Origin of the sequence: Rhodococcus sp. NPDC060090, from assembly GCF_042729855.1 — a bacterium.
Lineage (GTDB): Bacteria > Actinomycetota > Actinomycetes > Mycobacteriales > Mycobacteriaceae > Rhodococcus.
This window is the reverse complement of the sequence record NZ_JBHWXB010000001.1, coordinates 25,165-37,357: the sequence shown is the minus strand read 5'-3', so window position 1 is coordinate 37,357 and position 12,193 is coordinate 25,165. Positions and strand designations below refer to the sequence as shown.

The window sequence follows — 12,193 nt, the reverse complement described above, 5'->3', positions numbered from 1 at the left end:
TCCGATCGGCTGATACGGATCCGACCCGCTCGGTCGATGTGAACACCCGGGGCCGGCGGGCACGCTCTATGCATGCCCATCGTTGAAGTGACAGACCTGTACAAATCGTACGGAGATCGCACGGTCGTCGACGGCGTCAGTTTCGACGTCGACGACGGAGAGATCTTCGGGATCCTCGGCCCGAACGGGGCGGGGAAGACCACCACCGTCGAATGTGTGTCCGGTCTGCGGGCACCCGACCGAGGCACGGTCCGTGTGGCAGGGCTCGATCCCGTCGCCGACCATCGCGCCGTCACCGAAATACTCGGCACGCAACTTCAGCAGAGTGCGCTGCAACCGAAGCTGACCGTGCGCGAGGCGCTCGGCTTGTACGCGTCGTTCTATCCCGATCCGGCAGACGGCATGGTGCTCGCGGAGCGACTCGGTCTCGCGCCGGTCTTCGGCACCCGATTCGCGAAGCTGTCGGGTGGTCAGCAACAACGGCTGTTCATTGCCCTCGCCTTGATCGGACGGCCGCGCGTGGTGGTGCTCGACGAGCTCACCACAGGCCTGGACCCGCGCGGTCGACGGGAAACCTGGTCGCTGATCGAGGAGGTCCGCGACTCAGGGGTGACGGTTCTGCTCGTCACCCATTTCATGGAAGAAGCTCAGCGCTTGTGCGACCGCGTCGCAGTATTCGACGCGGGTGCGATCAAAGCGCTCGGCAGTCCCACCGAGCTGGTCGGACGGTCGGCCTCGGCCGTTGTCGTGTCGTTCCGCCCGACCGGTGGGTTGCTCGATCGGTCCGAGTTCGAAGCACTTCCCGGCGCATCGGCGGTGCGGGGCGACGGCGAGCGGATCGTCATCGAGGGCAGCGACGACACCGTGGACGCGGCGCTGTCACTACTCGCGCGACGCGGACTGTCCGCCGAGCGACTCCGCGTCACCGACGCCACACTCGACGACGCATTCCTCGACATCACCTCCTCGGAGCCCGGACATGCAGGGAGCTGACATGCAGACCACAACCAATCCAGCGGTGGCAGTACTGAGCACCGAAGCCCGGCTGTTCGGGCGTGAGCCCGCCGCGATGTTCTGGATCCTCATCTTCCCCGTGGGGCTGCTGACGATTCTCGGGGTCATTCCGATGTTTCGGGAGACCGACCCGAATCTCGGCGGCCTCCGCCTGATCGACCTGTACGTGCCGGTGACCGTTCTCCTGGCGATGATCGTGGCCGGCATTCAGACCATGCCCGGTGTGTTGTCGTCGTATCGGGAGCGCGGAATCCTGCGGAGGCTGGAGGCGAGCCCCGCGAAGCCCACCTATTTGTTGATGGCGCAGATCGTCGTGCATGCGGTGGCTGTCGCTGTCTCCGTCGTTCTCGCGTTGCTCGTGGGTCGTGTCGTGTTCGACGTCGCGCTACCGGCGCAACCGTTCGGCTACGCGCTGGCCGTCGTCCTCACGCTCGCCGCCGCCCTGAGCATGGGTGCGGCGATCGCGGCGGTGTCGTCGTCGATGCGGGTGGCGCAGACAGTGGGCACGATAGTGTTCTTCCCCATGATGTTCTGCGCGGGAGTGTGGCTTCCGGTGCAGACGATGCCCGACCTGCTCCGCCGGGTCGTCGAAGTGACACCGTTCGGTGCTGCCTCACAGATCCTCGATCAGGCGGCGTCGGGTTACTGGCCGAGCATGACCGGTGTCGCGGTGGTGGCGGGCTGGGCGATCGTGCTCACGGCAGCCGCAATCAAGTGGTTCCGTTGGCAGTGACGGATTCGCCGGTCACTCTGGAGACTGTGACTGCATCTCGTCCGGGAACCTCGTGCGTGGAACCGGCATCGCATTTCGGGGAAGACTCGTGGAGCCGGTTCCACCGCTGGAGCCCACCGGTATTGCTTGCACTCGGGATCGTGCTGTGTGTCGGGACGGCGTCGATGGTGATGACGCCCGCCGAATGGATTCCGGTGTCGGTGCTGACGGTCGTCGCGGCGGCCTTGGAAGTATGGTGGTGGCGCACCGGTCCGGGCACCGGGGCTGTGTACTACATCCTGCGGACTGTGATTGCGTTCGCCTTGAGCTGGTTCAATCCGTTCTTCGCGATCTACGCTCTGGTGGGCTATTTCGATGCACCGTGGTTGATCACCGAACGCTGGGCCCGTCTCGGTCTGCTGGCGACGGCAGTGACGATGGCCGGGTCACAGTCGGGAGGTCTACCTCCTTCGAATTCGATGCAGTGGACAGTGTTCGGCTTGCTGTTCGTGCTCAATGCAGTGATCTCGATGGTGATGTACCGGATCGGCGAGCGCGACCTGCGCCGGACCGAGGAACGGATCGAGGCCATCACCGAACTCGAACGTATGAACACCCGCCTCGAACAAGCACTTTCCGAGAATCGTGCGTTGCACGCCCAGCTGGTACAGCATGCGCGTGAGGCGGGGATCGACGACGAGCGGCGTCGTCTTGCGGCCGAGATCCACGACACCTTGGCGCAGAGTCTCACCGGGATCATCACGCAGCTGCAGGCCGCAGGGGACGCCGAGGATCCCGATGCGGCGCGGCGCCATGTCACTGTGGCGGCAGACCTCGCACGGCGCAGCCTCGGTGATGCGCGGCGCTCGGTGCAGAATCTCGCACCGGAAGCACTCGAACACGACACACTCGAGTCGGTGTTGGCCGAGTCGGTGGATCGCTGGTCCGTCGAGCACGGGATCCGGACGGACTTCACAGTGACGGGGGATGCGGAACCGCTGCACGACGACATCGCCGTAACGTTGCTGCGAATCACCCAGGAGGCTCTCGCGAATGTCGCCAAGCACGCTTCGGCGCACCGTGTCGGTGTCACAGTGTCGTACATGGGCGACGAGGTGAGTGTCGATATCCGTGACGACGGGCTCGGCTTCGATCCGGCGGCGGTGTCGGCGGACGGATTCGGGATGAAGGGGATGCGTTCCCGTGTTGCCCGCGTGGCCGGTGTCATGGACGTCGAGTCCGAAATCGGCGCCGGAACAGCGGTCTCGGTGCGGGTACCGCAGGTGCGTGCGGGATCGGTGTCGTGAGCAGCGGATCGCGGGGGATCACCGTGCTGATCGTCGACGACCATCCCGTGGTCCGCGACGGCCTGCGCGGAATGTTCGCGGCCTCGGGCGAGTTCACGGTTCTCGGTGAAGCGGGGGACGGGCGTGAAGCGGTGGCGCTCGTCGCCCGGCTGGATCCCGATGTGGTGCTGATGGATCTACGGATGCCGCGAGGCGGCGGTGTCGACGCGATCGCCGAACTCTCGTCGAGACAGGTTCGTAGCCGGGTCCTGGTGCTCACGACCTACGACACCGACGCCGACACCATTCCCGCGATAGAAGCGGGTGCCACCGGGTATCTGCTCAAGGACGCACCGCGCGACGAACTGTTCGCTGCCGTGCGTGCGGCCGCGGAGGGGCGTACGGTGCTGTCGCCGGTGGTGGCGTCGCGCTTGATGTCCCGGGTGCGGGGTGCAGACACTCCACGGTCGCTCAGCTCCCGCGAACGGGAGGTGCTGGCGCTCGTGGCGAAGGGGACGTCCAATCGCGAGATCGCGCGGGTGTTGTTCATCAGCGAGGCGACAGTGAAGACGCACCTCACCCATATCTTCGGGAAGCTCGAGGTGTCGGACCGCGCCGCGGCGGTGGCCGCCGCCTACGAGCGCGGAATCCTCGGCTGAGCTTGCGAATCGGGTGGTGCGATGCCGAAGAGCATCGCGTCGATGCCCGCGACGAACGCCGCGTCGTTGTCGAGTGGAGCGGCCGGGGAGTCCGGGCCGGCGCCGGTGAACAGCGCTGCCAGGTGCGGATAGTCGCCGTGCGCGAGCATGGACGCCACATGTCCGGCACCGCCGCCCGACCGGGAGGCGACCACCCCGACGGATTCTTGTCGGGCGAAGTTCGCCACCCATCCGCTCAGCAGTGCGACACCCATCATGCCGTCCGTCGTCCGCGCCATCGCGGAGTGGAATCCGATCAGCTCGGTGGTTGCTGCACTGCGGGAGTTGTTCGGTTCGGGCACCGCGGTGGCGGCCGACTCGGCATGGCCGATGCACCACCCGGTGGCGGCCGCGTTCGGATGGATTGCGCTGATCCTCGCGGTGACGGTGCCCGTTGCGGTGAAGCGGTACGGCGTGCAGAGGTGAGTGCGAAAACTCACCCTACTCGCGGGTAACCGGACCATCAGCAGACAGCGGGATCGGGCAGGACTACCCTCTATGGCTGTGACCTCACACTATGACGTCGTTGTCCTCGGAGCCGGTCCCGGTGGGTACGTCGCTGCTATCCGCGCGGCGCAGCTGGGATTGAGCACCGCCATCATCGAGCAGAAGTACTGGGGCGGTGTCTGCCTCAACGTGGGCTGCATCCCCTCGAAGGCTCTTCTTCGCAATGCCGAACTGGCACATCTCTTCACCAAAGAGGCCAAGACCTTCGGCATCTCGGGAGACGTGTCGTTCGACTTCGGTGCAGCCTTCGACCGCAGCCGCAAGGTGGCAGACGGTCGCACCAAGGGCGTGCACTTCCTCATGAAGAAGAACAAGATCACCGAGTACGACGGTAAGGGCTCGTTCGTCGACGCCAAGACCATCGAGGTGGCGCTCACCAAGGGCGGCACCGAACAGGTGACCTTCGACAACGTCATCATCGCCACGGGTTCGGTCACCAAGTTGCTGCCGGGCACGCAGCTCAGCGACAACGTCGTGACCTACGAGGAGCAGATCCTCACCCGCGAACTTCCGGGCTCGATCGTCATCGTCGGCGCCGGCGCCATCGGCATGGAATTCGGCTACGTCCTGAAGAACTACGGGGTCGACGTCACGATCGTCGAGTTCCTCGATCGTGCCCTGCCGAACGAGGATGCCGACATCTCCAAGGAGATCACCAAGGCGTACAAGAAGCTCGGCGTCACCATCAAGACGGGTGCTGCCGTCCAGAAGATCACCGACAACGGCTCGAATGTCACCGTCGAGATCAAGGACAACAAGTCCGGCAACGTCGAGACGATGACCGTCGACAAGGTGCTGCAGTCGGTCGGTTTCGCCCCGCGCGTCGAGGGCTTCGGCCTCGAGAAGACCGGCGTCGAGCTGACCGATCGCGGCGCGATCGCGATCGACGAGCGCATGCGCACCAACGTCCCCGGCGTCTACGCCATCGGTGACGTCACTGCGAAGCTGCAGCTTGCGCATGTCGCCGAGGCCCAGGCCGTCGTCGCCGCCGAGACCATCGGCAATGCCGAGACCCTCGAACTCGGCGACTACCGCATGATGCCGCGCGCGACGTTCTGCCAGCCGCAGGTCGCGTCGTTCGGCTTGACCGAGGAGCAGGCGAAGGCTGAAGGCTACGACATCAAGGTCGCGACCTTCCCGTTCACGGCCAACGGCAAGGCACATGGACTGGGCGACCCGAACGGTTTCGTCAAGCTGATCGCCGACAAGACCCACGGCGAACTCATCGGCGGCCACCTCATCGGCCCCGACGTCTCCGAGCTGCTGCCCGAGCTGACGCTCGCGCAGAAGTGGGACCTGACCGTCAACGAACTGGCGCGCAACGTCCACACGCACCCCACGCTCAGCGAGGCTCTGCAGGAGGCCATTCACGGCCTCGCAGGACACATGATCAATTTCTGATCTTCCGGTGCGGGTCGACCCCCGCGCGGATGTACCGGCTCAGCCCGCGGTGACTTGATCGTCACCGCGGGCTGCTGTCGTCTCGGACCTCTTCTGCCCGGGGCGTAGGACGAGCTCGACGAGGCAGTTCCCGTCCTGCGGGTCGGGGAAGACGTCGACGGTGTAGGACGCGCCGAGAGTGGTGGCGTGGTCGTCGAGGACTCTCTGGATCAGGCCGCGTTGGATTCCGCGCACCACTTCAGGGTTGCTGCGGGCGATCTCGGCGAGCGGGCACGTGCAGAGCGTGATGCTGTGCGTGCCGAATGCGTTGGTGGCCGTGCGTGTTTCGAAACCCAACTGCTCGAGGGATTCGATGACGAGTGCTCCGGCGTCGGTCGTCGGCTTCGGAGCAAATCCGAGTATTCCAGCCCAGTCGTCGCCGACCTCGACTGCTTTCCGTTCGCGCTCGGCCGCACTCCCTCCGATGCGGGCCGCGAGCAGGGCGATGAGATCGGTGTACGACGGCTCGCGTACCGCGACGTACCCCATGCGGGGGCGGCCGACCTTCTCGGCAGGTAATGCCTGGGTGCGGACGAGTCCCTCGTCGACGAGGCCGGAGAGGTGGAACCGGATCGTCGTTACGTGCAGGTCGAGCGCGTCCGCGAGGTGATGGGCATCGAGGGGCCCCGTGGACTCGCGCACCAGGTCGAGAACCCGCTCGCGCTGCTTCACCCGCCGTGTCAACTCGCACTCCTGTCGCGATCCCGGGTGACCTCAGGTGAGGCTCACCTTATTAAAAGGAGAGAAATCCCCTATAGTCGTCGCCATGAAGGCTGCGACCGACTCACCGTCCACGGTACGACCGGCACGACGGGCCCTGGGCACTGTGGCTACCCTTGCTCTCGCGCTCATGGCGGTCGCGTCGGTGGTCGTCGCCGTAGCCGCTGTCATCGTTGCCGTCGAGGTGCGGGAACAGGACCAGCGACCGGTTGCAGAGTCGACGTCGAACGCCGCGATCCTCGCAGCGCTGCAGTCCCTCGCGGCCGACCGGGGAGCCTCTGCACCCGCTCCCGCGGTGGCTCCGGCTCCTGAAGCGGACGTACCCGATGGTGCGATGCCCGACCCGGCTCCTGCCCCTGCTGCGGTTGCCGCTCCTGTCCCCGCGGCGAGCGTGTCTGCACCTGCCCAGGCACCCGACGAACCGGCCGTTGCGGCGCCGTCGGTCCCCGCGCCGAGCGCAGCGCAACTGACCACTGCACTGCATTCGGCGGTCGACCCCGCCGGTTCCCTCGCGTACCGGCAGTCGTATGTCGAACGCGGTGCGGAATCCGGACCGGTTCTCGAACAGATCGGGACGCGGGCGGGGACGATGCTGCGTGTCGTTCGGCCGCGCGTGATCGACCCGATCGACTTCGACGGAACGAACGCGTCGGGTCGCCTCCAGGTGACGTTCGCCGGCGCCCCCGGCCCCGAGACGCCGCTGCGCCTGACCTTCGTATACCTCGACGGAATGTGGAAGCTGTCGGCGCGCAGTGTGTGTGATGTGGCGTCGTTCAACGGGTTCTCGTGCCCTTCCGGGTACGTCCGGTAGCGGCGCGGTCGCTCGGTGAGAACAGCGCGGTCCACCTCTTGACCACGAATCGGATGACCAGATCCACGAGAAGTGCGCAGATGATGATCGCGAGCGTCCATGCGAACAATGCGGGTGTCTGGAGCAGCGTCCGGGTCTGCGCGATCGCCGCGCCTACACCGTCCGGCGCCGACAGCAGTTCGGCCATCACCGCGACCCGCACCGACCCGGACGCGACGGCTCCCGTCGCCGCGACGATCGGCGGAAGGATCGACGGCACGACGATGAACACGAGTCGTCGGGCGCGACTCAACTGCAGGCCGGTGCCGAGCTCGAGCAGATGCGGGTCGATCGACCTCAACGCCGACGCGGTGGCTGCGGCGATGATCGGCACCATCACGGTCGCGCAGACGATGATCGTGATCGACGGATCGCTTCCCATCCACAGCACCAGGCACACGATCAGCACGATCGGTGGAAGGCCCTGCAGGATCGCGCGGATCGGCGCGAGCACACCGTCGGCGAACGGCGATACCGTTGCGGCCCAGCCGAACAGGACCCCGACGGAGAGTGCGAGCACCGTCGCGGTGGCGGCGCGCATGAGTGTGAGCGCCAGCTCGGTCGCGAGCGAGCCGTCGGTCACGATGTCCCACAGCGCGTCGAGCGTCTGCGCCGGACTCGGCATAACGGCGGGGGACCGACCCAATGACAGCTGATGCCAGATGGCCAGCAGCACAGCGACACACAGCGCGGCGCCGACGGCGTACTGCGGTGACCGGCCGGCCACGGACGGTGCGTTCACGATCCGCGGTTCCCTCCGTAGAAACCGTCTGCAGGCATTTCGCCGCCGATAGAGTCCGGCACCGTGGTCATCAGCGACTCGTAGAGCAGCTCGGTATCGGTGCGGCCCTCTGCGGCGGGCAGATAGGTCGGTCGCAGGTCCGGCAGTACCTGACCGGCCACGTCGGCGGGGATCGGGACGATGTCGGCGATCGCGACCGCGCCCCGCTGTGGGTCGGACACGACCTCGATGACCGAGCCGAGCAGATTCGTCTGCAGGGCGCCGACGAGATCCGGGTACGCGCGCGCCACTTCGCCGCGGAGTACGAATCCGGCGAACGGCAGGGACGACGCGTCGGTCTGCTCCACCCACAGGTCCTGCAAGCTCTGTGCTTCGACGACGCTGTCGCTTGCTCCGGCCACCACCGTCGAGAGATGTTCGGGGAGAATCGCATACTGCATCGACCCCGACGTCAAGCCGGTCGCGATGTCGAGCGGTGTGGGGTGGTACTGCAGAGTGACATCGGGATTCTCACCGTCGTAGGTCATCCCGGCGCTGTCGAAGATCTGTCGGGCCACCAGGTCGATGATGTCGTTCTGGAACGGGATGTGCACGGTGTGTCCGCGCAGATCGTCGAGTGCTGTGCCTTCGGGGCCCATCAGGTGCACGATGTTGCCGCTCACCGTGCCGACCAGCACGAGATCGATGCCCTGCGCGCACAGGTTCGCCGCGATGTTGATCGGCATGGCGGCGAGGTCGTAGTTTCCGGCAATGAAGTTGGTACGCAACTCCTCCGGGGTGCTCGCGGTCCTCGTGGAGGTGGTGGCGATATCGAGGTCGTCGAGTCGGGTCAACGGCGCGGCCATGGCCACGTTGTTCGCGACACCGACGTTCAGAGAGTCGGGAAGGCCCGAGTCGGCGCCGCTCACCGGGGTCTCGGCTCCGCAGGCCGACGTGTCGTCGTCGGTGCCGCACGCGGTGAGCAGCATGGTTGCCACCGACAGCGCGACGACCAGTGTACGAATTCTCGAGGAGGAATGATGACGGTTCACGGAGTTCCTTTGATCGAATTCGACAGGGTGGGCCTGTCGCGCGGTGGCAGGGTGATCGTCGAGGACCTGTCGTTACGTCTCGACGCCGGTGAAATCCTGGTGATACTCGGCGAATCAGGGCTGGGCAAGACCACGGTGCTGCATGCCGCCGCCGGACTGCTCGAACCGTCGGCCGGCACCGTCACCCGCCGGGTCGAGCGCCAGGGAATGCTGTTCCAAGAAGCACGGCTGCTGCCGTGGATGACGGTGGGGAGGAACGTCCGACTCGGTGCACGGGGGCGGAGCGTGTGGTCGTCGGGGTCGCATCCGGAGGTCGATCGGGCGCTCGACGCGGTAGGGCTCGGGGACGTTGCCGATCTTCCACCCTTCCGGTTGTCCGGCGGAATGCAGCGCCGCGCGGCACTGGCCCGGGCGCTGTTCGCGCGTCCGTCGGTCGTGTTTGCCGATGAACCGTTCGCGCACCTGGATTCCGCGTCGGCAAAAACCGTGGGTGTCGCGCTCGGGCGCGCTGCGGCCGAAGGCGCAGGCGTGTTGATGACTGCGCATGAGATCACCGACGTCTTCACCACCATGGGAATTTACCGTACATTATTCCTGTAAATAGGATGTGGACCGAGAGAGGCCGAAGACTATGAACGACAAGCACACAGCCGACGACGCACTGCCGCTGGCCGACCGGGATGCTGCTCACCTGCCCGGACACTGGCTCCTCGCACGCCTCGGCAAACGCGTCCTGCGTCCCGGTGGGAAAGAACTGACCGAACGGATGCTTGCCGACGCGAAACTGCGCGGCGTCGACGTCGTCGAGTTCGCGCCGGGTCTCGGCCGGACCGCCCAGAACATCCTCGACTACGCACCGAAGAGCTACGTGGGCGTCGAATCCGATGAGAGCGCAGCCTCCCTGACCCGGAAGGCACTCGGCGGCGCGGGGAAGGTCGTCGGTGGTGAGGCCTCGAAGACCGGACTCGACTCCGCAACCGCGGATGTCGTCGTCGGCGAGGCGATGCTCACGATGCAGACCGACAAGCACAAGTCCGAGATCATCGCGGAGGCGCTGCGCGTGCTGCGTCCGGGCGGGCGCTACGCGATCCACGAACTGGCGATCGAACCCGACGAGGTCGACGACGAGATCAAGACCGAGATCCGCAAGTCTCTTGCGCGGTCCATCAAGGTCAATGCACGTCCACTCACCGCGGCGGAATGGACGAAGCTCCTCGTCGACGCCGGGTTCGAGGTCGAAACCGTGGGCTTCGCGCCGATGGCGCTGCTCGAACCCCAGCGCATCCTCGCCGACGAAGGTCTCGTCGGTACAGTGAAATTCGTGGGCAACGTACTGCGGGACTCCGACGCTCGGGCACGGGTGCTGCAGATGCGGTCCACGTTCACGAAATACAAGAAGCACCTCGTTGCGATCGAGATCATCGCGAAGAAGAAGGCGGCATGATGACTGACACAACCGGTTCCGACGCCACCATGACGGTGATCGAGGGACTCACCCACCTCGATGTCAAGGACGGCGACGTCCCGCGCCTCGAGAAGCTCGTGTCGAGGCCGGGCGCCACTGTGATCCGGATGGGGTTCGCCGCGGGGCAGGTCCTGAAGGACCATCGTGCACCGGCTCCGATCCTGGTGCAGGCCACCAGCGGTGACGTGTCGTTCAGCACCGCAGACAAGACGGTCTCGCTCGTTCCGGGCACGGCAGTGCACGTCGACGAGGGAATCATGCACAAGCTCGTCGCCAACACGGACTCCGTGGTGGTGTTGACGATTCTGCGCTGACCTGTTCGTGGGTCTCCATGGAGTGAGCGGAGTCGTTGCGTGAATGGAGACCCGCAACAGAACTCGAATCAATGTTCGACAATCCCTTGTCATGCGAATATGTGTTCTATAGAATTCGATCATGGGTGGGGACCTCTGGAAACTCGACAACACACAACGCATGGCCGAGACGCTCGCCGTCTCCGCCGAAATCCATACCTGGCAGGTACACCGCGTCGACCTGATGATCGCGATGATCGAACGCGACACCGCCCGCGAACACGGCCACCGCAGCCCGGCCCACTGGCTCGCCGCCGCCACCCACCTCGAACTCGGTGAATGCCACCGCATCGAAACACTGGCACGGCTACTGCGACTGGAACCGGAAGTACGCGAAGCATATTCATCCGGTCTGTTGGATGCGGAGAAGGCACGGCAGATCGCCTACTTCTGCCAGCACTACCCCCGCACCATGAACCCCTGCGACTTCGAGAAAGCCCGCACCATCCTTATCGAGCACGCCTCCGACAAGGTCGCCACGAAAGCGACCGTCCGGGCCGTGATCCGCCGACTCGAACATCTCTACAACACCGGCGACGGACCACCACCGGGCGAAGACTCCTCACGCAACGAACTGTTCGTCTCCACCACCTGGCACGGCCGGGTCGTCATCACAGGCGAGTTCGACGCCGTCACCGGTGCCCGCCTGCGGCATCTCCTCTCCCCACTTTCCGCGCCGAGGCCTGAAGTCAACGGTGTCAAAGACGATCGGCCGGCGTCGAAACGCACCGCCGATGCGTTCGATCAACTGTTGCAGTTCGTCGAAGCCGCCGGCCTCGTCCCGGTCGAGGGCGGGGTGAAGCCGCACGTCACGGTCACCGCCTCCATCAAAGATCTGACGACGAACACTGCGGTGAAAGAACTGTTCACGAACAGTCCCGAGCACGGGTATGCGACCGAGCCCTGGGCGGGCCCATTGTCGATCGACGCCGCCCGGATACTCGCCTGCGATTGTCAGGTCACCCGGATCCTGCTCGACGAACACGGCGTACCGCTCGCACACGGGCAGACCCGCCGCACCGCAAGCAGGGAGCAGCGACGCGCGCTAGCGGTCCGAGACGGCGGATGCGCCTTCCCCGGGTGTTCGACACCGCCCGCGTGGGCGGCTGCGCACCATATTCATCATTGGGTCGACGGCGGCGACACCGACCTCGACAATCTGGTGATGTTATGCGGACATCACCACAGGTTGATGCACCACACAGACTGGCACGTGGAAATCACGGAAGAGCGGCGGCCGCAGTTCATTCCACCCGCGAGTGTCGATCTGTTCCGGACACCGATCCCGGGAAACCGACCGGACCTGGTCGCCTGACCCACCGAACATCTCCAGCCACCGTCACCAGGGCACCCGTGTGCCCTGGCAACGGCGAGT

Annotated in this window: 14 protein-coding genes; 10 read left to right on the top strand and 4 right to left on the bottom strand. The window is 65.7% G+C overall.

Going from position 1 to position 12,193, the window contains the following annotated elements:
* Nucleotides 1–72: 72 nt before the first annotated feature.
* Genes ACFWCF_RS00170 through ACFWCF_RS00155 form a run of 4 tightly spaced genes read left to right on the top strand, consistent with a single transcriptional unit; the run spans nucleotide 73 to nucleotide 3,671 of the window.
* Nucleotides 73–993, top strand: a complete 921-nt coding sequence (locus tag ACFWCF_RS00170) for an ABC transporter ATP-binding protein (protein ID WP_378555766.1) — start codon at nucleotides 73–75, stop codon at nucleotides 991–993.
* A 1-nt stretch (nucleotide 994) separates the two neighbouring features.
* Complete coding sequence (locus ACFWCF_RS00165; RefSeq protein ID WP_378555764.1) at nucleotides 995–1,747, top strand: ABC transporter permease; 753 nt, start codon at nucleotides 995–997, stop codon at nucleotides 1,745–1,747.
* Between the two features lie 56 nt (nucleotides 1,748–1,803).
* Nucleotides 1,804–3,033, top strand: coding sequence for a sensor histidine kinase (locus tag ACFWCF_RS00160; RefSeq protein WP_378555762.1), 1,230 nt, complete (start codon nucleotides 1,804–1,806; stop codon nucleotides 3,031–3,033).
* Complete coding sequence (locus ACFWCF_RS00155; RefSeq protein WP_378555760.1) at nucleotides 3,030–3,671, top strand: response regulator; 642 nt, start codon at nucleotides 3,030–3,032, stop codon at nucleotides 3,669–3,671. Before ACFWCF_RS00160 ends, ACFWCF_RS00155 begins: the two co-directional genes overlap by 4 nt.
* Here ACFWCF_RS00155 and ACFWCF_RS00150 read toward each other — a convergent pair.
* Complete coding sequence (locus ACFWCF_RS00150) at nucleotides 3,647–4,150, bottom strand: hypothetical protein (protein WP_378555758.1); 504 nt, start codon at nucleotides 4,148–4,150, stop codon at nucleotides 3,647–3,649. The two genes, ACFWCF_RS00155 and ACFWCF_RS00150, sit on opposite strands and share 25 nt — an antisense overlap.
* A gap of 64 nt (nucleotides 4,151–4,214) precedes the next feature.
* Here ACFWCF_RS00150 and lpdA point away from each other — a divergent pair, with 64 nt between their 5' ends.
* On the top strand, nucleotides 4,215–5,618 hold the full coding sequence (gene lpdA / locus ACFWCF_RS00145; protein ID WP_378491232.1) for a dihydrolipoyl dehydrogenase: 1,404 nt from the start codon (nucleotides 4,215–4,217) through the stop codon (nucleotides 5,616–5,618).
* A gap of 39 nt (nucleotides 5,619–5,657) precedes the next feature.
* On the opposite strand, the gene ACFWCF_RS00140 is transcribed toward lpdA, so the two are convergent.
* Nucleotides 5,658–6,341: a helix-turn-helix transcriptional regulator gene (locus tag ACFWCF_RS00140; protein ID WP_378555756.1), complete on the bottom strand. Its 684-nt coding sequence runs from the start codon at nucleotides 6,339–6,341 to the stop codon at nucleotides 5,658–5,660.
* A gap of 82 nt (nucleotides 6,342–6,423) precedes the next feature.
* Between ACFWCF_RS00140 and ACFWCF_RS00135 the strand changes: the two genes are divergently transcribed.
* Nucleotides 6,424–7,188: a hypothetical protein gene (locus ACFWCF_RS00135; RefSeq protein WP_378555754.1), complete on the top strand. Its 765-nt coding sequence runs from the start codon at nucleotides 6,424–6,426 to the stop codon at nucleotides 7,186–7,188.
* On the opposite strand, the gene ACFWCF_RS00130 is transcribed toward ACFWCF_RS00135, so the two are convergent.
* Together ACFWCF_RS00130 and ACFWCF_RS00125 are read right to left on the bottom strand one after the other, a co-directional pair.
* Complete coding sequence (locus tag ACFWCF_RS00130; RefSeq protein ID WP_378555752.1) at nucleotides 7,151–7,969, bottom strand: ABC transporter permease; 819 nt, start codon at nucleotides 7,967–7,969, stop codon at nucleotides 7,151–7,153. The genes ACFWCF_RS00135 and ACFWCF_RS00130 overlap by 38 nt on opposite strands.
* On the bottom strand, nucleotides 7,966–9,000 hold the full coding sequence (locus tag ACFWCF_RS00125) for an ABC transporter substrate-binding protein (protein ID WP_378555750.1): 1,035 nt from the start codon (nucleotides 8,998–9,000) through the stop codon (nucleotides 7,966–7,968). Before ACFWCF_RS00125 ends, ACFWCF_RS00130 begins: the two co-directional genes overlap by 4 nt.
* Before the next feature lie 9 nt (nucleotides 9,001–9,009).
* Between ACFWCF_RS00125 and ACFWCF_RS00120 the strand changes: the two genes are divergently transcribed.
* The 4 genes from ACFWCF_RS00120 to ACFWCF_RS00105 all read left to right on the top strand — a co-directional run bounded on the left by ACFWCF_RS00120 (nucleotide 9,010) and on the right by ACFWCF_RS00105 (nucleotide 12,133).
* Nucleotides 9,010–9,600, top strand: a complete 591-nt coding sequence (locus ACFWCF_RS00120; RefSeq protein WP_378555748.1) for an ATP-binding cassette domain-containing protein — start codon at nucleotides 9,010–9,012, stop codon at nucleotides 9,598–9,600.
* A 31-nt stretch (nucleotides 9,601–9,631) separates the two neighbouring features.
* On the top strand, nucleotides 9,632–10,444 hold the full coding sequence (locus ACFWCF_RS00115) for a methyltransferase domain-containing protein (RefSeq protein WP_378491238.1): 813 nt from the start codon (nucleotides 9,632–9,634) through the stop codon (nucleotides 10,442–10,444).
* Entirely contained in the window at nucleotides 10,441–10,779 is a 339-nt protein-coding gene (locus ACFWCF_RS00110) for a cupin domain-containing protein (RefSeq protein ID WP_378491239.1), read from the top strand. The genes ACFWCF_RS00115 and ACFWCF_RS00110 overlap by 4 nt, the downstream gene beginning before the upstream one ends.
* 121 nt (nucleotides 10,780–10,900) lie before the next feature.
* The gene (locus ACFWCF_RS00105; protein WP_378555746.1) at nucleotides 10,901–12,133 is read left to right on the top strand and encodes a DUF222 domain-containing protein; all 1,233 of its coding nucleotides are present in this window, start codon (nucleotides 10,901–10,903) and stop codon (nucleotides 12,131–12,133) included.
* Nucleotides 12,134–12,193: the final 60 nt, after the last annotated feature.

What these genes read in the sequence shown, in the direction of transcription:
- ACFWCF_RS00170 (WP_378555766.1), top strand. Translation starts at nt 73, where the DNA reads ATGCCCATCGTTGAAGTGACAGACCTGTACAAATCGTACGGAGATCGC.
- ACFWCF_RS00165 (WP_378555764.1), top strand. Translation starts at nt 995, where the DNA reads ATGCAGACCACAACCAATCCAGCGGTGGCAGTACTGAGCACCGAAGCC.
- ACFWCF_RS00135 (WP_378555754.1), top strand. Translation starts at nt 6,424, where the DNA reads ATGAAGGCTGCGACCGACTCACCGTCCACGGTACGACCGGCACGACGG.
- ACFWCF_RS00115 (WP_378491238.1), top strand. Translation starts at nt 9,632, where the DNA reads ATGAACGACAAGCACACAGCCGACGACGCACTGCCGCTGGCCGACCGG.
- ACFWCF_RS00110 (WP_378491239.1), top strand. Translation starts at nt 10,441, where the DNA reads ATGATGACTGACACAACCGGTTCCGACGCCACCATGACGGTGATCGAG.
- ACFWCF_RS00105 (WP_378555746.1), top strand. Translation starts at nt 10,901, where the DNA reads ATGGGTGGGGACCTCTGGAAACTCGACAACACACAACGCATGGCCGAG.